Consider the following 21,264-nt stretch of genomic DNA (forward strand, 5'->3'; position numbering starts at 1 on the left):
TTCTTAGTTTCTTGAAAGTCCGTGAGCATAGAGAAATGCTTTTTGCTTGAATGTAAGTTTGTAATTTGCTTTTGGCAGTCCATGATGTTTGAAAAGTTCTGATCTTAAATTCATGGTGAAAATTTTGTAATGAGGTGGGTTTTTGTCGTTATATCTGGCTAATGCAAACAATCTCTCATCAGAAAGTTTTTCCATTTCTTTTTTTGAATAATTTGTAATCTTCACTTGAAGCCATCTGAAAACCACAGAATCAAAATTATTTTCGTGTTCTCTAATCGATGAGGTAAGCTGTTTCAAATCATCTTCAGTAAGTATAATTTTCTTCTTACTGAAATTAATTTCAATGCTCTCGCCATCGACAATATTTAAGCCTATATTTTCGCCGTTTTCTGTTTTAATGAGTGTATTCATGTAAAATTTGTTTTGATTGAAAATTTGCCCTTTGTAATTCTTTAATTCTCAACGCCTGCAAGCTTGTTTTTAAATTATTATGAAACGAACGCCGGGCAAAATTTTATTATTCATTCTTTATTATTTCTCGCATTATCTGTTGCCACTCTGAGTGAATAGATTTTGCAAGTTCTTCAGTATCACCATTGATTATTTGAGAGAAAGTATAAAGCTGGATCTTTCGGTTAAAAATGTTCATCAATATTTGAAAATGATTCTCAATTTTTCTTTCTGGGTGCGCTTCTATTTCTGGCAGGCAGAAAAACACATTATAAAGACTAATCAATGAAAATTTAGAAATCTTCTCTTCATTCACACCACCAATAAGCCGACTTAATTCGATTAACTTATGTTGAAATGCAACGAAAATAATATTGTCTTGAATCGCTTTTATCAATTTGTCGGCTGTTTTTCGGTTTTCTGGTGTCATAACCTCATTTTTTTAGATTAGTTTCTGTTCTGTGGCTTTAGCTGTTCAATTTGAAATTCAAGCATTGTAGGACTTAAATCGCTCTTTTGTGGTGATGCGTGACCATTGAGCATATTTTCTAAATGGGCGGCCATACTCAAACTATTTTTGATAAATCTTTTTTTATCGATTTTTTTAGCATTAAAAAGTGCTTCATTCTGATCAATCAAAAATTTAACATTCTGATAATCGCTCTTTTGGATGGTTTTAAATGTTCTCATGTTTAATTTTCAATAGTTAATGCCGCAAGGTCTGCACGAAGTCTGTTAAGGCTATTTTTGTTAATTCTGTTTGTCTCAGCTAAATGTTTCATGTAAGAATTTCTCAATGTTCTAAACTTTTGCTGAAACTTTGACCGAACTGTTAAAAACATTGAAACAAATTCGTTGTTAGACAGCATTTTAGCATCATGCAATAGTTTAGCTTCTGAAAGAATTACCGTTAACGATATTAAAGATGATTTCATGTAATTTGACATCAGACCGTTTTCAATAGCATCAAAGGCAAGTTCTTTATCACTATTAAACTCGCGGCATTCGTTAATTGAAATCAATCCGCAAACCATAGGTTGAGCGTTTAAATCCACACAAAAAATACCTATTGAGAAAACGAAATTTTCATCATGGGTTACTGGTTTTATGTTGTACAGTCTACCAGTTAGTTTTTTATCTGAGGTTTGGTTTTGTATTTTTTGAATATTTGCTATCATGATTTTTTTATTTTTAAAGATTGAATAATTTTCTGAAAAAGTTTTCGTGATTTGGTTTTACTCTTTGCTCAAAAGATTGCCTTTCATTATCGATAAAAGCCTTAATCTGATAAAGTTTTTTACTGTCTTTGCAATCGGTTATCTGATCGTATATTTCTGATCTGGGTGCTTCTTTTAAGACCTCGCACAATTTCAGATAAGAAACATAAGTCTCGTTTTGCATCTGAATTATGATACATTGATGTTTTTCCATTTTATGCGCTTTTTAGGTGTGCTCTTCTGATTCTGATTAATTTTGCCGGGGTTTTCTTCAAAACTGCAGTTGCTTTCACTTCTGGGGTTCTCGGTTGCTCTACCATCATAAAGTTTTCAATCTTAAAACTTCTGAAAGAGTTTGCTTCGATATCGAAATATGTAAAAGTTGTTACTTTCGGCTGATTGTCTGTTTTAAATTCGTAATTGATAGAATCCATTTTCAAACTGCCTACTGCTTTTCTAAGCGAACCATCATTTTTCTCAAAGTAGAAAGTAACTTCGCCTTTGTGCATTTCTTTGTTAAGGCGGTAAAGTTGCCACGCCTTCTTTAGACAGATAGCCCATTCTTTACCAGTTGTGGCCATAATGTGATAAGCTCTAAGCATTACTGTTTTTCTGAATGATGTAGTAGGTGTTTTCATATCTTCTGTTTTTGTTAATTCTTCTTTGTTAAGTCCGAAAAATGCGGCTTCAGCATCGTTACATAATTGAGCGATCATCAATTTATCTTCTTGAGAAAGTGTAGAAAGAATTTCTCTCAATTGCTTTTCTAATTTTGAAAAGAATCTGTAAGTTCTCATATCGTCACTATAGTTATAGTTCAAGTCCATTGCGTTAATGTTTCTTGCGATTTTTTCTGCTCTTGAAGTTGATACTGTTGCCATGATTTCTGATGTTTGAGTTATACTGATTGTTTAATTATCTATTGCAAATATACAGATAGTTTAATTATAAACAATAGTCAAAGTGTTAAAGTTTTGTTAAAATTTATACAGTTAGTATATTTTTAACTTTCAATTATACAATTAGTAAAGAATCTTGTATATTTGCACTTATAGAAATAGTATAACTATGAAATTAAGAATTAAAGAAATCTGCGATGAAAAGGGAATCATGCAGCGTGAATTAGCAGAAATGATAAATATTACTGAGGTAGGTTTATCTAAGTCATTAAACGGCAATCCTACACTTCATAGGTTGATTGAAATAGCCGATGCTTTAAAAGTTCCTTTCCTAGAATTATTCGAGAAGAACCCAAACCATGGCGAGCCGATTTATAAGAAAGATTCAAACGGAAATGAAATCGTAATAGGGTATTTAAAAAATAAATGATGACTGTTTCAAGCAAAAAAATATTAGATCAAATACCATTAGCACACATCTACAAGTATTTGAGTGACAAAGAAAACGCTTCCAAAAAGCAAAATGGCGGTGAACGAGTGGGATCGAACGCCGCCAGCCGAAAGGCTAAAATAGATGCGATAATCGCAATGACCAGAGAATTAGCAAAATAATGCACAGTCAAAAACAATTTTTTTTCTCTTTTGCAGAAAACCGTAATCCTCAGTAGGTGAAAAGCATTATTTTAGCGAAAACTTTAAAAATGAATAGAATAATTACTTTTATACTGGTATTCCTGAGCATTGGAATGGTTCAGGCTCAATTAGATGTGAAAAGAAATAAGATCATAAGTTTTAAAGCATCCAACACTATCGAATACAAAGTAGGAGACACAATCACATTAGGACAAGGAACCGCTCCGGATGGTAAGTTTAATTATCTGCAAATGGGTGGATTTGGAAATACAATGTCTTTGGTATCTAATGCCATGGGTAATTTTAACGACGGGTACGGAATGGGAGCAGATAGAAACATGTCCGGCCAAACCGTTATAATTAAAAAGATCAAGGTAGAGAAAAACAAAAGAGGCGGTGAAAAGGTCTTCTTTGTAGTAGGTATGGGTAACTTCACAAATGGGAATCTATTTATAGAGGATGCAATCCAGACCTGCGAAATAAAAGACTGCATTCAAAAGATTCAAGATGTAAATGTAGTTAGCCAGGAATCAAAATATGATACACTTAAGAAGTTGCAACAGCTTAAAGATGCCGGTACACTTACGCCTGAAGAATTTGAGATTGAAAAAGCTAAAATATTGAAGTGAAAATTTTTAAAGAATGGTAATATGAGCAATGCGAACTACATCACAGCAAAAACAATCCTCAATATATTAACTGAGGAAGAGAAAAGAAAACTTTGTACTGAGGTTTTAGAAGGTCTTAAACCCGATACTAAGAAAAGTAAAAATAGAGTAAAGGAAAATATACAGTGGCTTTCTAAAAAGTAGTAAGTTCCTTAATAATTTAGGTTTCAAACGATGCCACGGATTAAACAGTATTTAGATTATGTTGAAGATTTAAGAAGTCTTTCAATAAAAGATATAAAGCGATATTTAAAAGCAAATACCCACTCTGATAATGGGGTATTATCGTACTATAGAGGCGGTGAGCGTACCGGATCAATCGGTATAGAATCCCAAATATTTAATAATGAGGGGATAATTATTCTATCTTACAAATACCGGCAGGAATTAAATATCAGATATGAAATCCAGCTGATTTCTAAGCCTTCAAACCTGGGAAAAGGTATTGTTTGGTATTTTGTATGTCCTAAAACTGAAAAAATCTGCAGAACCTTACATTTGAAAGATGGTTATTATTACCATAGATCTGCATTTTCGGAGCTTTATTATGAAAATCAGGTTTTATCTAAGAACTGGCGCAAAGTTCAAAAAGCTATGGAAATAGAACTATCAGAAAAGGTTTTTGAGGAATATTATAAAAAGCATCGGAAGAAGACTTACCGAGGAATACCAACAAAGGAAGAATCTAAACTAAAACGATTGATATCGATTAAAGAAGAGTATATTCCAGATTTAAGTATTTTGGATTTTATGATTGATAGAAAATAAGATTGTCCAAAATTGGACAGTCCTTTTTCACACGAAATATAGCGAAACATTTTTTATCTTCGAACCCCATAAAAGGAAATTTGGTGGCGGAAAATTCGGCAGCCAAATTTCGGTTCCACAACTTTATGGAAACGATTGTAACGAGCAAACTTTTGCGCTAGTTAATTATCGAAGTCCATGTAAAAAATATATCAACAAATCATTTCAATTTTATCGAAGCGCTTAAATTAAATCAAAGTCAGATTGACAAATATTTATTATACTAATGACAAGTATTGTATTGCATAATGGCAAATGTATGTTATATAATTAAGCAAATAATTTAGTGCTATAATATGTTATAAAACCTTGCTTATAGGTGCTTTATTGAAATTGTTTGCAAATAATTTTTTTATTTTAAGCAAATAATTATTTACTTTGTTGCAAATAATTTTATATGTCTGCAAAGTTTAATCATTATGATTTAACATCTATACAACCCGATTTTGATTCTCCAATTACGGATCTTATTATAGAACTTGAATATTTGAGAAAAAAAGACTTAGGTGGTTCAACTCATCCGGAAGTTTTTTTTCAATTAAGAAATGTATTTCACTGGCTAGAAAGTATGGGTTCTGCAAGAATAGAAGGTAACAATACAACTATAGCAGAGTATGTTGAAACGAAAATAGATAGTACTCCCAAAAATTATAGTTCCAAATTATTAGAAATTGATAATATTGATGAAGCTATGGAGTATATAGAGGAGAATGTCAGAGATTATCCTATAGACAAAAGATTTATAAGTGATTTACATAAAATTGCAGTAAAGGATTTGCCGCCCCCTCCAAAAGGTGAAGGTGATCTTACACCTGGCAAATATAGAAATCACAATCTGATTATTAGTAACTCTTTGCACATACCTCCTGATTCCCTAACAGTAGACACATATATGGAAGAACTTTTTTCTTATATTAATTTGGAGCAACCTACTAAGTATGATCTTTTAAAAGCGGCTATTGCGCATCACAGATTTGTATGGATACATCCGTTTGGAAATGGAAATGGTAGAACAGTGAGGCTATTCACATATGCGATGTTGGTAAAAAATGGTTTGAACATCAATGCAGGAAGAATTGTTAATCCTACAGCTGTTTTTTGCAGTAATAGAAACGTTTATTATGACATGCTCTCCAAAGCTGATACTGGAGATAATAGGGGAATACTAGAATGGTGTGAATATGTACTTAAAGGCCTCAAAGAAGAAATTGAAAAAGTTGACAAACTTTCAGATTATAACTATCTTAAAACAAAGATTCTTAATCCTGCAATTAGTTATTCACTTGAAAGAAAATTCATAACAGATATTGAAGCCAAAATTTTAAAGAAAGCGGTGGATTTACAAGTTGTTAAAAATGAAGATTTGAAAGAGATTCTTGCGGGTAAAAATACGTCCCAGATTTCAAGGGAAATAAAGAAGTTAGTTGATAAAAAGATGCTAATTCCCGAAGAAGAGGGAGCGAGAAGGTATATCTTGATGTTTGAAAACAACCACCTTTTAAGAGGAGTAATACATTTATTGGATTTAGAAGGATTTCTACCAGTAAAAGATCTATAAATTTATTATTACTCTATAATTTAAGGCGATTAGAAGTCTCTGTTAATCAACTTTTTTCCCATTTGGGAAATATTAAAATAATGCTGATAAACAGAGGCTTTGAAGATTTTATTCAGGTCACTACACGTGCGTAGGAAATCAAGTGTTTGTTAGGGCTTATCGGATTTTTTGGAAGTCAATACATACGCGTGAGAAATCCTGCTTTAAACTATGCTCAAAGATTTTTTTGGAATCACAACGCGTGTACAGGAAAAGCCCGTTTAAACACCATGGGAAGATTTTTGGGCAGTCACAACACGTGCGTGTGGATTCTTGTTTTAAATGAACTGTGAAGATTTTTTCGAGGTCATACACGCATGCGCGAAAATCTGGAAAATTCATATTTCAATAAAAGCGACTTTTCCCGTATTCATAGTGCTTCTTTAGATTTTTTGGAAGTCATACGCGTGTGCGTGTGATATGGAAAAAATCTTGCTGCGCTCTGAGGCCTGATATGAGTATTATTCACATCTGGTGTAAGAATTAATTACTTCAGGTTTCTTTGCTTTCCCAAACGGGAAAGCGAACAAGGGTTATTGCTCAAAATGGCAAAAAGTAAATACGATGATTGTCGTTTTTATAAATCCATCAATTCATGTTTTTATCGCTTAAAAATGGATAAATTAAAACTCCCTATTCATAGTACATTGAAGATTTTATTGAGGTCACAACGTACGCGCGTGTGAGAGGGTCTGTTTGCTTCATCAAAAACCGAAGCAAAATCTGAGGGTACGAACATTTTTCTTTACCTATAAAACTGAACGAAATGAACGCCTTAAAATTAAACGAAGGTAACTACTTAAAAAGGGGAATTCCCATCTTTAAAAATCTGATTCAATTCACTGAGCGTAAAATTTCGTCCAGTGAGGAATTAGTTTATATTAGTTAATATGCTTCCGGCGGTAAAAGCGGAAATTCCCGTTTTTATGGAAATGAATATTTTCAGACGTTCGTCATTGAGAGGAGAGGGATAACTTTACTTTTAGGCTTGCCCAATTTTGGGCAGGGTTCACCATCATGGTGAAGGGTGGAAAATCAATTATAATATTTACAACATCACTTACAACAAATTTTAATTAGGGAGAATTTTGCCTATTTAGAATACCTCATAAATTTGCTTCGGTTTTTGATGAAGCGAGTAAAGGTCGCTGTGTTTTATGTTACCCACCCCAACTTTGGGGAGGCCTAATCGGACGATATTCCGGCCAAATTAAAAAGGGTTGCTTACTATTTCATGGAGGTGGATGATTGTCCAGATTTGGACAATCCTGACTGATGAAGTTAATCATAGAATTACGAACAACCTGAGCCATTATTTTATGGAGCAGGTTTTCCCTAGATGCGGTGAAAACTAAATGCCCGTAATTCCGTGTGTTTTATAGCCCTAACGATTTGTTAGGTCTGTTTTTATCTGCCATCGGCATTACCGATATTATAAAAGTGCAGATTTGCAGGTTTATCAATTCGGCCAATATTCCGTCCGATCGCTTCAGAAATTGATTTTGGGCATAAAAAAAAGCCTAAGCAAAATGCTACAGGCTCAAAAATGACTGATCAAATATAGTGATATTTCAATGATTATCAAAGTGTTAACTTTTTATTATTGATAATATTTCCGCTATTTCAGTTTCTAATTCGGAAGCGTGGCGGAAGTGTAAAGGATTGGAAATCATCATGATATAGTAATATTCCGCGTTTCCGCGATTCCGCCCTGAATAATGTGTATATTTGAATAAGCAAACAATAAATAAAATAAGGTTTTACTACAATATTTGCTACAATATAGATGTAACTATCTGATTATCAATATTTATATGTAGTCCCTCCAACTCCACTTAAAACCCTGTAAATTACTGATTTACAGGGTTTTATTTTTAAAGATGCTAGTGTAGGTGCTATATTAAATTCTATTTTATTAAGAATTATCAAATAATTACCATCATACTTTGCCAATGATAACAAATCTAGCTCTCTTATTGCATTTACTTAAATAAAATAATCATATTATAACTATCAAAAAGAAATAATTTCATAATTTTGTTGTGTTGAAAACTTTTAGTAAACATATCAGCTTTATTATCTTACTATGTTTGGGCTTTTTTCTAATTCCAAGCTTAAGCTATGCTTGTGCAAAAAAAACAGCTAATACAGAACAGAAAAGTTGCTCTAAAGATCAATATTCAAAATCAGAACATAAAAGCAGATGTAAGAATCAGTCCTGTACTAAGTGCAACGATGGTCACGACTGCAACGGTAAGTGTAAACACAGTTCTTGCAAATGTAGCACTTCTTCATCTTCATTAAGTTTACCTATACTGGTAGATATAAAAACAGAAAACCACTTTGCAGAAATTAAAACGCAAAAATTCGGTTTCAAACAAACCTATTATTCTTCGGGTTACCATTCTTTTTGGCAACCGCCTAAAATAGGATAAAACTATGGCTTGTTAGCCACAGTTACGTCTTGTCGAGAACTAAATCCGGTTTTCGCAATCCTTTTATATATCTTATTAATTTTAAAATTTTCAAAATGAAGTCAATATCAAAAATATTGATGGTAATCACCGTATTACTATCAGCAGTAAACAGTTTTGCACAAATCAAAAATGCAAAAACAGAAACCGTAAAAATATATGGTAACTGTGATATGTGTAAAACCACAATTGAAAAAGCAGGAAACGTAAAAAATGTAGCCACAGTAGAATGGAATAAAGACACCAAAATGGCTACACTTAAATACGATGATAAAAAAACAAGCCAGGATGAAATACTGAAACGTATTGCTTTAGCAGGGTACGACAGCGAGAAATTTTTAGCTCCAGATGATGTATATGCTAAACTATCCGGATGCTGCCAATACAACAGAGAATTAAAACCAGTTGCAAAAGTTGAAGTTGCAAATATGGATATGAAAGCAGAACACGGTAACCACAACTCAAAAGAAATGACAACTACCCAAAATGCACCACAACTGAAAGCAGTTTTCGATAATTATTTTTCTGTGAAAGATGCTTTGGTGAAAACCGACGCAGGTACTTCATCCGCAAAAGCTTCTGAACTGATAAAAGCAATTAAAGCAGTAGAAATGACAAAACTTTCCAACGAAGAACATACCGTTTGGATGAAAGTAATGAAAGATTTAACTGCTAATTCAGAAAAAATTGCAGTAGCAAAAGATGTTACCAAACAAAGAGAAATTTTCGCTTTACTGGCTAATAATATGTACGAATTAGCCAAAGTTTCAAAACAAGAAACACCTGTTTATTATCAGCATTGCCCAATGTACAATAATGGTAAAGGAGCAAATTGGCTAAGCAAAGAAGAAGCAATTAAAAATCCGTATTACGGCTCCAAAATGCTTACTTGCGGAAGCGTACAGGAAACTATTAATAACAAATAAAACGCAATTGTTATGGAAAGTATGGAAAACCAACACGAAATACAACACAATCATAAGAATGAAAAGCATAATACTAATCATTCTTTAGCAATGTACAAACGCTTTACTGTAATGGCTGTTGCTATGTTCATAGCTATGTACTTCATTATGTATGCTATGATTGACGGCTTACAGAACCTTATCCTGAACATCAATAATTTATATATGACATTGCTGATGATTTCTGCAATGTTGATCATAGAACTATTGATAATGAAAGGAATGTATGAAAACAAAAAAATCAACTGGGCAATCATAACGGTTTCCTTTGCGATTGGCATCTTTTCTTGGTTTGGTATTCGGGAGCAAATAAATGTGGGCGATAAGGAATTTGTAAAAGGGATGATACCGCATCACGCAGCCGCATTATTAATGTCTGAAAAAGCAAAGCTTACCGACCCCGAATTGATACAGTTACAAAAAAACATACTGGAAACACAGGCACAAGAAATCGAATTTATGAAGCATAAGCTAAATGAATTTGAAAACAAATAAATAAGATAAAGTTCTTCAATAATATCAAAAGTAAATAAAATGAAAAATATAATTTTCTCAATCATTACATTAGTAACAATTGCAACGGTAACAATTTCCTGCAATCAATCTTCAAATAAAAATAGCGACCAGCAAGCTAATGATAGCACAACAATTGCTGCAACTCCGGAGTTACAATCACCTATACACAATGATACGGTAGCAACTGTTACTTCAACGGATACGTCTTCTCAAGAGGCAGAAAAATCCGATGTGAAGCAAACTCAAAAGTTTACTATCGCACCTATAATTAAGGATTATTTGGCTTTAAAAAATGCACTTGTTGCAGATAATGACAAAACAGCTGCTAATGCAGGAAAGCAATTGTTTACTACCTTAAAAAATGTGGATATGAACGCTATCCCAGCAAATAAACATAAAGAATATATGGAAATAGCTGAAGATGCCAAGGAAAATGCAGAACATATTGGCGACAACGCAGGAAAGGTAGACCACCAAAGAGAACATTTCGCATCCTTAAGTAAAGATGTTTCCGACCTTATTACCTTGTTTGGAACTACACAAAAGCTGTATCAGGACTTCTGCCCAATGTACAATGACGGCAAAGGTGCTATTTGGATTAGCGAAGCTAAGGCAATTAAAAATCCTTATTACGGTAGCCAAATGCTTACCTGCGGTTCTGTGAAAAAGGATTTATAAAATGAAAAAAGTAATAAAGATAATTTTGGCAATAGTACTGTTTTTTTTTATTGCTATACAATTATATCAGCCTGCCCTCAATGTAAATAAGGGGCAGGTTGACAAAACCGATTTTGCAAAAGTTTATACCGTTCCGGAAAATGTGCAAAACATTTTACAAAATGCCTGTTACGATTGTCATAGCAATAATACCAAAAATACGTGGTATTCCAACATACAGCCTATGGCGTGGATGATGAAAAGGCATATTGATAATGGCAAAGAAAAATTAAACTTTAGTGAGTTTGGCAGTATTAGTAGTCGAAGGCAAATAAGTAAATTGAAAGGAATAGCAAACCAAATTAAAGACGATGAAATGCCTTTAGCTTCATATAAAATAATGCACAGCTACGCAAAGCTCTCAAAAGAGCAAAAAAGTTTGATAATGGATTGGATGAACAAAAAAGCAGACAGCCTTTCAATAGAAAATTAAAAGCAGTGGACAAAAAAAATATTAATCACCATTCTTAAAACAATCTATATTCGCAAAAAGGATTGTTGCAAATAAAATTATTTATATGGAACATCAACATACAGAAAATAAAGAAATCCATACAGGGCATGACATGAGCAATATGCAGCATGGAGCAAACCCATCAATGGGCATGGCAGGACATAACCACCATGCCATGATGATTGCCGATTTTAAAAAAAGGTTTTATGTTGTGCTCATCCTAACCATTCCAATCATGTTGCTATCAACCATGATACAACATTTTATGAAAGTTGATTGGCAGTTTGCAGGTTCGCAATACATACTCTTTGCATTGTCAACCGTTGTGTTTTTTTATGGCGGCTTTCCATTTTTAAAAGGATTGGTTGACGAAGTAAAAGCAAAGAACCCCGGCATGATGTTTTTAATCGGCTTCGCCATAACAGTTGCTTACATCTACAGCGTTGCAATTGTGTTTGGGTTACAGGGTATGGATTTCTTTTGGGAATTGGCAACCCTAATACTCATAATGCTTTTGGGGCATTGGATAGAAATGAAATCCGTTGCAGGAGCTTCAAAAGAATTAGAATTATTGGTGCAGTTAATGCCAGCCGATGCACACATGGTAATGCCAAACATGGTGCATGATGTGAAGACCGACACATTAAAAAAGAATGATATTATTTTAGTAAAGCCGGGTGAAAAAGTAGCAGCAGATGGAATAATATTAGAAGGCGAAAGTTATCTGAATGAAAGTATGCTTACAGGCGAGAGCAAACCTGTACAAAAAGTAAAAGGCGATAAAGTAATTGCAGGTGCGATCAACGGTAATGGCTCAATAAAGGTTACCGTTTCTCATGCTGCAAAAGACTCTTATTTATCGCAGGTTATAAAGTTGGTTGATGATGCACAAAAATCTAAATCACAAACGCAGCTACTGGCAGACAAAGCGGCAAGGTGGTTAACCATCATTGCATTGGTTACAGGCGTGGCCACATTTTTATATTGGTATCTCACAGGCCAATCATTGGCCTTTGCAATGGAAAGAATGGTAACCGTAATTGTTATTTGCTGCCCTCATGCTTTGGGTTTGGCAGTACCATTGGTTGTTGCAAAATCAACAGCATTATCAGCTAAGAATGGTTTACTTATTAAAAATCGTACAGTGTTTGAAAATTCAAGAAAAATAACCACTATCGTTTTTGACAAGACAGGAACATTAACTGTTGGAAGATTTGAAGTGTCAAAAATTGTATCGCTGCAAAAAGAGTTCAATGAAAATGAAATCATTCGTCTTGCGTCTGCATTAGAACAAAAATCAGAACATCCTATTGCAACAGGCATTTTGCAAAAAGCAAAAGCCCTATCGATCACCATTCCTGAAACGGAAAACTTTAATGCCATAACAGGCAAAGGAGTTGAAGCAATGGTTGAAGGCGAAAAAATATTGATAGTCAGTCCGGGATATTTAAAAGAAAATAATTTAGCAATTCCCGAAGGCTTTAATGCCAAAGACACAGAAACGGTTGTGTTTGTAATCGTAAATAATGAGTTGGCAGGTTATATTGCTTTGTCAGATGAAATTCGACCTGAAGCTGCCGAAGCAATAAAGACCTTGAAAGAAAATAATATCAAATCTATTTTACTTACCGGTGATAATAACAAGGTAGCAAAAAGTGTAAGCGATACGTTGGGCATGGATAGTTTTATTGCCGAAGTATTACCACATCAAAAATTAGAAAAGATAAAAGACCTGCAAAGCAATGGCGAATTCGTAGCTATGACAGGTGATGGCGTAAACGATGCACCAGCATTGGCAATTGCAGATGTTGGTATTGCAGTTGGAAGCGGTAGTGATATTGCAGCCGAAACCGCAGGTATTGTTTTAGTAAACAGTAACCCTAAGGATGTTGTAAATCTTATTTTATTTGGCAAAGCCACCTATCGTAAAATGATACAGAATTTAATTTGGGCTACGGGTTACAATGTAATCTCATTGCCTTTGGCAGCAGGTGTTTTGTACAAGCAAGGCATATTGTTAAGCCCAGCCGCAGGTGCGGTTTTAATGACGGTTAGCACAGTTGTAGTTGCAATCAATGCAAGTTTTTTAAAAGTAAAAAAATAAAAAATGAAAAAGATAACATTAATAATATTCATCGTTGCAACGTACACCTTTGCACAAGCACAGGATATGAAAGGTATGGATATGAGTAAAAAAGAACAGGTTCAACAGGCAACTTATACTTGCTCGATGCATCCCGAAATCCACGCCACAAAACCAGGCAACTGCCCAAAGTGTGGTATGAAATTGATAAAAGAAAAGGCTAAAACGGTAAAGCAGTCATCAAACAAAAAAAATGATGAAATGCAGATACCTCCAAAAGAGCAGCCGAAAAAGGTGGACAAAATGAACAATATGTCTATGCCAAAAGAAAAGCCTCAAACCGTAAAAAGAATTGTAAACACAAAACCTCCAAAAACAGTTCGATACGAATTATATGTAACAGATACACTAGTAAACTATGCAGGTAAAGAAAAGAGAGCCATTGCCGTAAATGGTCAAATACCTATGCCCACGTTGACATTTACTGAAGGCGATACAGCCGAAATTGTCGTACATAACCAATTAAAAGAAAGTACATCACTGCATTGGCATGGTGTGTTCTTGCCCAATAAAGAGGATGGTGTGCCTTGGCTTACACAAAAGCCAATTAAGGCGGGCGACACTTATACCTATCGTTTTCCGATTATCCAACATGGCACGCATTGGTACCACTCACATTCGGGTTTGCAGGAGCAGATCGGTATGTATGGCAGTTTTGTAATGAAAAAGCGTGAGGATGATAAAAATTTTAGAGAAGGAATTGATGATTTGCCAACCGAACCCATCATTTTAAGTGAGTGGACAAACCTTAATCCTGATAACATTAACAGGATGTTGCACAACGCCAATGATTGGGCGGCTATCAAAAAAAATGCTACACAATCTTACGCAGAAGCTATCAAAGAAGGTCATTTCAAAACAAAAGTAACCAACGAATGGAAACGTATGCTGGCAATGGATGTTAGCGATGTGTATTACGATAAAATATTAATCAACGGAAATAATGCTACCGACTTAAAAACAGTTGATGGAAAAACACTGAAAGCAGGCGATAAAGTGCGGTTGCGAATATCAAATGGTGGGGCATCTTCTTACTTTTGGTTGCGTTATGCGGGTGGTAAAATTACTGTAGTAGCCAATGATGGTAATGATGTAGAACCAGTAGAGGTCGATAGATTAATCATTGCAGTTTCCGAAACTTACGATATTGTTGTCACAATTCCTGAAGATGGTGTTGCTTATGAATTTTTAGCTACAACCGAAGACCGGACACAATCCGCAAGTTATTTTGTAGGCAACGGCATAAAGCAGTTAATTTCCCCGCTCCCTAGATTGAAATATTTTGAGGGGATGAAGATGATGAATGATATGATGAAGATGAACGGAGATCTGGATGATATGGGAATGAAAATGAGCTTGAACCAAATGGATATGAACGTAGTAATGTATCCTGAAATCACAGGAGATAGTAAGCAGAAAGAAGACCATAGCCAACACAATATGAATATGAATATGAATATGGAAAATGATCCCAACCGTTATAATGCAAATGCTTTGGGAGAAATCAAAACCCTTAACTATGCAATGTTACAATCACCGAATAGTACTTCACTTCCTAAAGATGCACCTGTAAAAGAATTAAAATTTACGCTTACAGGAAATATGAACCGCTATGTGTGGAGTATGGATAACAAAATCCTATCAGAAGTTGATAAAATCCCTGTTAAGAAAGGAGAAATTTTACGCATCACAATGTACAATAACTCAATGATGAGACATCCAATGCACCTACACGGCTTCGATTTTAGAGTTATTAATGGCAAAGGTGAAAAATCTCCCCTTAAAAATGTTTTAGATATAATGCCGATGGAAACTGACACTATTGAGTTTTTAGCAAACGAAGAAGGAGATTGGTTTTTCCACTGTCATATCCTTTATCACATGATGTCAGGAATGAATAGGGTATTTGCAGTTGACGATTATCAAAATCCAAATTTGCCTGATAAAAGGCAAGCATATAATATGTTGCAAAGAGAAAGCAATATGCCACACTTTATGGCTCAGAACGATTTTGCTACCAATGGAAATGATGGTGATGCAATGTTTCAGAATGCAAGATGGAGCTTAGGTACAGAATGGCGTTTAGGTTATAATGATATGCATGGTTATGAAGTAGAAACTCATTTAGGACGATATATTGGTAAAATGCAATGGTTTATGCCATTCATCGGTTTTGACTGGAGGTATCGTAAAATGGGTATGGATGAACACGAAACCAATTTATTTGGACAGAAAAATGAAAAAGATACACGTAGAGCCATAAGTTTAGGTTTGATGTACACTTTGCCAATGCTAGTAAACTTTCAGGCGGAAGTCTATCACGATGGTATTGTACGTCTTTCCTTAATGCGTGAAGACATCCCCATTACAAAAAGATTGAGAGCAGGTTTTATGGTCAACACCGATATGGAATATATGACAGAACTAAAATATATTATTAATAAAAATGTGGGCATTCGTACACATTATGACAGTGATATGGGATGGGGATTTGGTATTTCGATTAATTATTAATTACTAATTACGGCGAGTTATGCTGTAATGTAAAGATATTAGCACACCTTTATTTTACGTTAAAACAAAATCCATCTTTTTGAGATGGATTTTGTTGCTATAATTTACAGCAATCATTAACAATCCCTCCTTTCTTTACTTTAGATTAACTCTTCTTTTTCAAATGCGTGATGCGGTGATGAAACCATGATAATCTAAATAAAGAAAGAACTTAGTCCAGAATTTCACTAATAAAAAATACCGATGATAATCGGTATTTTATTCATTTATAGTTTAAAAAATTGTTCGAGAGTAATTTTTCTATCCTCTTTTCGTCAAAATTAAAAATTTCCTTTAGAGAAATTACAACTATTCAGAATTTTTTAGTCAATTTTAAAGTTCAGCAAATCTTTAGGAGACACATTTAAACCTTTAGCTAAGTCGATTAAAGTAGTAAAAGCAAAATTTCTTTTCCCATTTTCAATATCACTTACTGTACCTTTAGTAATTTTACTACTATTTAGCACAACCTCGTCTTGGGTAAGTCCTGATTTAATTCTTAAATCTTTAACGTGTTCACCAAATTTTTTTAGTATTTCATCTTTTAAAACATCCATTTGCTAACATTTTATACAAAGGGCGTAATTTTATTTGCAAATTTTGTTACAAGTTCTTGTAACAAATTGGAAATTTCTTATATTTGAACAAATTAGTTATAAAGGTAATTTTGTGATAGTCAAAGAAATATAGAAGCTATTGCTTTAGATTCTCGACTGGAAAACTGGCACTTTTCAAAAAGCAACGAGTTATTAAGTAAATGTGCCCACGACCTCGGCAAGGGCTCACTTATCGTTGCTCGGTATGCCAGTACCACCAGTCGGTAAGTTGAGTTCCACGCATTCTTTTTGGCAATATGTAGTGAGATAATGTTTGAATGTTGCAGATAATTCATATAAAGATCTAAACAATTCCTTCAGCAATAATTTAATTAAAATTCGCTGTTTATGAAAAGAACAAACTCTTTGCCCCGAAAGTTGACCAATCTTCAGTTGTATGAACTGCTAAAAAAAAGCAATCCGACCGCTTTGGAACATCTTCATCTGCGTTACAAAAGACTTCTTTTTTGGGTTGGATGGCAGGTGCTTAAAGATGATTTTGTAGTGGACACTATTGTTCAGGATACCTTCCTCAAATTGTGGCTGCACCGCGACACCATTGAAACGCCTGATCATATTACAGGATTTTTACGGTTTGTAATGAAAAGGGATTGTATATCGTATGTTACTGCTCCAAGAAATAAATTCAACCGCTTAATGGCTTCTCTTGACAGTTTTGAGAATTATCAGGATTATCTTGCAGGTTATGACCCGCTAAAAGATAAAGAGTATCTTCTCAGTCAGGAATCCGATCAGAAAAATTTCGATGAAGTTAAAAAGGTTTTACCCGTTCTGGATCCCAAAAGAAAACACCTGATTGAACTTTGCTTGGAATATGGCTTTCAGCACAAACCAATCGCAGAAGCAATGGGAAGCAGTGTGAAAGATATCAGCAATGAGGTGAGCAGAGCTATAAATGACCTTCGGAAAATTCTTAATAGAAGTTCTTCTGAGCAGCCAAAGGGAAAAGCTCTCGATAATAAAAAGCAGTCAGAAAAACTCAGTAGTCAACAACTCGATATTTTGAAAAGAAGGTTTGAGCAGAAATCTTCATTTGCAGTTATTGCCCAAGAACTCAAATTACCTGAAAAGGAAGTACATCGGGAATTTCTGTATGCATATCAACATTTACAAAATCAAAACACTTCTGAAATACCTCTTTAAAATGGAAAAATCCACGATGACATTGACCCGAAGAATTCAGCTACTGATTGATCTTCCTGCAAATGAACAAAAAGAGATGTGGGAAAAACTCTACCGGTATCAGAACCGCTGTTTCAGAGCTGCTAATTTTATTGTTTCCCATCTGTATGTTCAGGAAATGATCAAAGATTTCTTTTACCTCACAGAAGATATCCAATACAAACTTGCTGATGAAAACAAAGATAAAATGGGAATATTCACCCGTTCGAAAACACACACAACTGCACGTATGGTTTTTGATCGCTTCAAAGGAGAAATTCCTACAGATATTCTGGGAAGCCTGAACAATACGATTCAATCAACCTTCTCTAAAACTAAAGCCGACTATTGGCAGGGAACAAAATCATTGCGAAACTTTAAGAAAGATATTCCAATTCCGCTTCCGGTCAAATGCATCAGCAAAATGAAGTATGATCCCGAAAAGAAAGCATATAGCTTCAATATGTTTGCTATTCCTGTTAAAACGTATTTGGGAAACGACTACTCTGATAAGCGAGTGATAATGGAACGCCTCTTAAGAGAAGAGATAAAGCTTTGCACATCGCAGATCCAGCTGAAAGCCGGAAAGATCTATTGGCTTGCAGTATTTGAATTTGAAAAAGAAGAACATAAATTAAAACCCGAAATCATTGCAGAGGCTTCCCTGTCTTTGGAACACCCGATAGTGGTAAAGACCAACAATGTGCGAATCAATATTGGCTCGAAAGAGGAGTTCCTGTATCGCAGGCTTGCTATTCAGGCAAGTCAGAAAAGGATTCAAGACGGTATCGCCTATACCCGTTCAGGAAATGGAGTTAAACGCAAACAGAAAGCATTGTATAAGACAGAGAATCTGGAAAGCAGATATGTAAGTCATCGGCTTCACCTTTATAGCCGTAAACTTATCGATTTCTGTATCCAGCAACAGGCAGGCACATTGATTCTTAAAAATCAGGAAGATAAAATAGGCATTGCAAGAGAACAGGAATTTGTGCTTCGCAACTGGAGTTATTATGAATTGCAGACCAAAATAAAATACAAAGCAGAAAAAGCAGGAATTGAATTGATCATTGGATAGGAAAAAAATAACGAGGGTGCTTGTACACCCGCAGGGTGAGGTGTTGAACACTCACTAAATACTCAGTGAGTATATACAACGGCGTGGGCTCTTTTTTTACTTATGTTTTAAAATACTTCAAACGCTCATTAATAAATTAAACGATTACTTCAGGGTAATAACTTTTATATTTAAGGCTCAACCATCTAGTTGAGCCTTAAATATGAAATTATAAATATACTTTTACAGCATCTCTGTTTTTTAAATACTTATAAATAGCATTATTAAAAAGTCATTCTTTGAATTCTGACAGCATTTAATATAGCTAATAGAGCAACTCCTACGTCAGCAAAAACTGCTTCCCACATTGTTGCTAATCCACCAGCTCCCAAAACCAGTACAATCGCTTTTACAGCAAAGGCTAGAAAAATATTTTGCCAAACGATCTTGCGGGTTTGCTTTCCGATATTGATCGCCATCGGTATTTTGCTTGGCTTATCATCTTGAATGACTACATCAGCGGTCTCAATGGTTGCATCACTTCCCAATCCGCCCATTGCAATACCTACGTCGCTCAAGGCAACAACAGGGGCATCATTGACGCCGTCTCCTACAAAGGCAACTGTTTCATTTTGTGATTTGATCTCTTTTACTTTGTTGACCTTATCTTCCGGTAACAGATCGCCAAAGGCGTTAGTTATTCCCAGTTGATTTGCAACAAATTGTACAACAGTGCTCTTGTCTCCGCTTAACATCGTAGTTTTTACACCTAAAGCTTTAAGTTTATCAATGCTCAGCTGTGCATCGGCTTTTATACTGTCTGCAATAGTAATGTAGCCTGCAAATTTTCCGTCATATGCGATTGCAATTATTGTATAAACGATCTGCGTAGGGTCAAGATCATATTTGATATTGAATTTATCCATCAATTTAAAATTTCCCACAAGCAGATCTTTTCCGTTGATACTGGCTCTCAATCCGTGCCCAGCAATTTCTTCTGTATTTTCTAATTGTATAGAATGGTCGATTTCGCCGACATATTGATGGATTGCCGTAGCGACCGGATGGGTACTTTTGCTTTCTAAAGCATTTACCATCTTCAGAATTTCATCCTTATTAAATTCAGATTTTAAAGTAACTTCCTGAACTTTAAAGACGCCCTCGGTCATTGTTCCAGTCTTGTCCATTACCACATTTTTAATATTGGCGATAATGTCTAAAAAATTACTTCCTTTAAACAGTATACCGTTCTTTGAAGCTGCGCCAATTCCGCCGAAATAACCTAGAGGAATGCTAATAACCAAAGCGCAAGGACAAGAGATAACTAAGAACACTAATGCTCTGTAAAGCCAGTCACGGAAAACATAATTTTCCACGAACAGATATGGTAGTAGGCATATCAGTACTGCGAGTCCGACGACAATGGGTGTATAAATCCTTGCGAATTTTCGGATAAAAAGTTCGGTAGGTGCCTTCTGAGCCGTCGCATTTTGTACTAATTCCAGAATTTTGCTCAACTTACTGTCTTCGTAAGCAGTTGTCACTTTTACCTGAGCAATAGTCTGTAGATTGATCATTCCGGCAAGCACGCTCTCACCTTTGTTTTTGGTATCAGGCTTACTCTCACCAGTTAATGCAGCGGTATTGAACGATGCGGATTCACTTACCAACTCTCCGTCCAGAGCCAGCTTCTCTCCTGATTTTAGCTGTACAATATCCCCAACTTTCGCCTGCTTGGCAGGGATGGTCTTTGGTTGGTTACCTTCAAGAATGGTCACCTCATCAGGACGCTGATCCAACAATGCTTTGATATTATTCTTTGCTCTGGAAACAGCAAGTGTCTGGAAAACCTCTCCTACACTGTAGAATAACATAACAGCAACCCCTTCCGGATATTCTCCGATTGCAAATGCGCCTATAGTAGCAATGCCCATTAGAAAAAATTCCGAAAAAACGTCACCTTTGGCAATGCTTTCATACGCTTCTTTTAGAACGGGTAGACCCACAGGCAAATAAGCCACCGCATACCATACGATCCGTACCCAGCCTTGAAACCACTCCTGCGGAAAAAAGTTATCCAGTACGATGCCTATCAACAGAATAACCAAAGAAACAATTGCTGGTAAAAACATTTGAAATGTATTTTTCTCACCAATGCTATGGTCGTGGTCGTGCCCGTCGTCCTCGCTGTGCGTTTCAGCTTTGTTATTCTTGGTAGAACAGCATTTGTCATCCTCAAGTAATTTTTTGGCACCAGCATCATTGTAGATTTTGCCTTCCTGTGCTGTGCAGCAAAGCTGATTTCCTTCCTTGTCGTAAATATGTTTGTGTTCCAT

The 21,264-nt window shown here is 35.1% G+C and carries 23 protein-coding genes; 15 read left to right on the plus strand and 8 right to left on the minus strand.

All coding sequences use genetic code 11. The features are described 5' to 3' along the window. Positions 1-3 precede the first annotated feature (3 nt). The 6 genes from ASG31_RS05240 to ASG31_RS18855 form a co-directional block, all read right to left on the minus strand. The gene (locus ASG31_RS05240) at positions 4-411 is read right to left on the minus strand and encodes a hypothetical protein (RefSeq protein ID WP_056028906.1); all 408 of its coding nucleotides are present in this window, start codon (positions 409-411) and stop codon (positions 4-6) included. A 106-nt stretch (positions 412-517) separates the two neighbouring features. After that, entirely contained in the window at positions 518-880 is a 363-nt protein-coding gene (locus ASG31_RS05245) for a hypothetical protein (RefSeq protein WP_056028908.1), read from the minus strand. A gap of 17 nt (positions 881-897) precedes the next feature. Continuing rightward, positions 898-1,140, minus strand: coding sequence for a hypothetical protein (locus ASG31_RS05250; RefSeq protein ID WP_056028910.1), 243 nt, complete (start codon positions 1,138-1,140; stop codon positions 898-900). A 2-nt stretch (positions 1,141-1,142) separates the two neighbouring features. Continuing rightward, a complete protein-coding gene (locus ASG31_RS05255; protein WP_056028912.1) occupies positions 1,143-1,628 on the minus strand; it encodes a hypothetical protein in 486 nt (161 codons plus the stop codon). Positions 1,629-1,641: 13 nt separating this feature from the next. Next, positions 1,642-1,881: a hypothetical protein gene (locus tag ASG31_RS05260; RefSeq protein ID WP_056028914.1), complete on the minus strand. Its 240-nt coding sequence runs from the start codon at positions 1,879-1,881 to the stop codon at positions 1,642-1,644. A gap of 1 nt (position 1,882) precedes the next feature. Further along, positions 1,883-2,548 (minus strand): SH3 beta-barrel fold-containing protein, encoded by a 666-nt coding sequence (locus tag ASG31_RS18855; protein ID WP_231433792.1) that lies wholly within the window; start codon positions 2,546-2,548, stop codon positions 1,883-1,885. A gap of 187 nt (positions 2,549-2,735) precedes the next feature. On the opposite strand from ASG31_RS18855, the gene ASG31_RS05270 reads away from it, so the two are divergent. The 13 genes from ASG31_RS05270 (at position 2,736) to ASG31_RS05330 (ending at position 16,054) form a co-directional block, all read left to right on the plus strand. Continuing rightward, positions 2,736-2,996 (plus strand): helix-turn-helix domain-containing protein, encoded by a 261-nt coding sequence (locus tag ASG31_RS05270; protein ID WP_056028916.1) that lies wholly within the window; start codon positions 2,736-2,738, stop codon positions 2,994-2,996. Then, positions 2,996-3,178, plus strand: a complete 183-nt coding sequence (locus tag ASG31_RS05275) for a hypothetical protein (protein WP_131725503.1) — start codon at positions 2,996-2,998, stop codon at positions 3,176-3,178. The genes ASG31_RS05270 and ASG31_RS05275 overlap by 1 nt, the downstream gene beginning before the upstream one ends. A gap of 89 nt (positions 3,179-3,267) precedes the next feature. Continuing rightward, positions 3,268-3,828 (plus strand): SHOCT domain-containing protein, encoded by a 561-nt coding sequence (locus ASG31_RS18715; protein ID WP_206549385.1) that lies wholly within the window; start codon positions 3,268-3,270, stop codon positions 3,826-3,828. Positions 3,829-3,849: 21 nt separating this feature from the next. Beyond that, entirely contained in the window at positions 3,850-4,011 is a 162-nt protein-coding gene (locus ASG31_RS18525) for a hypothetical protein (protein ID WP_157844445.1), read from the plus strand. Positions 4,012-4,041: 30 nt separating this feature from the next. After that, positions 4,042-4,635 (plus strand): hypothetical protein, encoded by a 594-nt coding sequence (locus ASG31_RS05285; protein WP_056028922.1) that lies wholly within the window; start codon positions 4,042-4,044, stop codon positions 4,633-4,635. Between the two features lie 436 nt (positions 4,636-5,071). Then, positions 5,072-6,232 carry a Fic family protein gene (locus ASG31_RS05295; protein WP_056028926.1) on the plus strand — a complete coding sequence of 387 codons (1,161 nt, stop codon included), beginning with the start codon at positions 5,072-5,074 and terminating at the stop codon, positions 6,230-6,232. 2,160 nt (positions 6,233-8,392) lie between these two features. Next, positions 8,393-8,575 (plus strand): hypothetical protein, encoded by a 183-nt coding sequence (locus tag ASG31_RS05300; RefSeq protein ID WP_056012959.1) that lies wholly within the window; start codon positions 8,393-8,395, stop codon positions 8,573-8,575. 226 nt (positions 8,576-8,801) lie between these two features. Further along, positions 8,802-9,671, plus strand: coding sequence for a DUF3347 domain-containing protein (locus tag ASG31_RS05305; RefSeq protein ID WP_056028928.1), 870 nt, complete (start codon positions 8,802-8,804; stop codon positions 9,669-9,671). A gap of 12 nt (positions 9,672-9,683) precedes the next feature. After that, the gene (locus ASG31_RS05310; RefSeq protein ID WP_056028930.1) at positions 9,684-10,205 is read left to right on the plus strand and encodes a DUF305 domain-containing protein; all 522 of its coding nucleotides are present in this window, start codon (positions 9,684-9,686) and stop codon (positions 10,203-10,205) included. A gap of 39 nt (positions 10,206-10,244) precedes the next feature. Next, a complete protein-coding gene (locus ASG31_RS05315; protein WP_056012968.1) occupies positions 10,245-10,904 on the plus strand; it encodes a DUF3347 domain-containing protein in 660 nt (219 codons plus the stop codon). A 1-nt stretch (position 10,905) separates the two neighbouring features. Then, the gene (locus tag ASG31_RS05320; protein ID WP_056028932.1) at positions 10,906-11,376 is read left to right on the plus strand and encodes a heme-binding domain-containing protein; all 471 of its coding nucleotides are present in this window, start codon (positions 10,906-10,908) and stop codon (positions 11,374-11,376) included. An 85-nt stretch (positions 11,377-11,461) separates the two neighbouring features. Further along, entirely contained in the window at positions 11,462-13,501 is a 2,040-nt protein-coding gene (locus ASG31_RS05325; protein ID WP_056028934.1) for a copper-translocating P-type ATPase, read from the plus strand. Between the two features lie 3 nt (positions 13,502-13,504). After that, a complete protein-coding gene (locus ASG31_RS05330) occupies positions 13,505-16,054 on the plus strand; it encodes a multicopper oxidase domain-containing protein (RefSeq protein ID WP_117585817.1) in 2,550 nt (849 codons plus the stop codon). 362 nt (positions 16,055-16,416) lie between these two features. Here ASG31_RS05330 and ASG31_RS05335 read toward each other — a convergent pair whose 3' ends face one another. Beyond that, positions 16,417-16,650 carry a helix-turn-helix domain-containing protein gene (locus ASG31_RS05335; RefSeq protein ID WP_056028936.1) on the minus strand — a complete coding sequence of 78 codons (234 nt, stop codon included), beginning with the start codon at positions 16,648-16,650 and terminating at the stop codon, positions 16,417-16,419. Positions 16,651-17,037: 387 nt separating this feature from the next. Here ASG31_RS05335 and ASG31_RS05340 point away from each other — a divergent pair, with 387 nt between their 5' ends. Then, the gene (locus ASG31_RS05340) at positions 17,038-17,853 is read left to right on the plus strand and encodes an RNA polymerase sigma factor (protein WP_056028938.1); all 816 of its coding nucleotides are present in this window, start codon (positions 17,038-17,040) and stop codon (positions 17,851-17,853) included. Position 17,854: 1 nt separating this feature from the next. Continuing rightward, positions 17,855-18,949 (plus strand): hypothetical protein, encoded by a 1,095-nt coding sequence (locus ASG31_RS05345; protein ID WP_056028970.1) that lies wholly within the window; start codon positions 17,855-17,857, stop codon positions 18,947-18,949. 263 nt (positions 18,950-19,212) lie between these two features. Here ASG31_RS05345 and ASG31_RS05350 read toward each other — a convergent pair whose 3' ends face one another. Further along, complete coding sequence (locus ASG31_RS05350) at positions 19,213-21,264, minus strand: heavy metal translocating P-type ATPase (RefSeq protein ID WP_056028940.1); 2,052 nt, start codon at positions 21,262-21,264, stop codon at positions 19,213-19,215.

The sequence above is a fragment of the Chryseobacterium sp. Leaf404 genome (assembly GCF_001424145.1).
Lineage (GTDB): Bacteria > Bacteroidota > Bacteroidia > Flavobacteriales > Weeksellaceae > Chryseobacterium.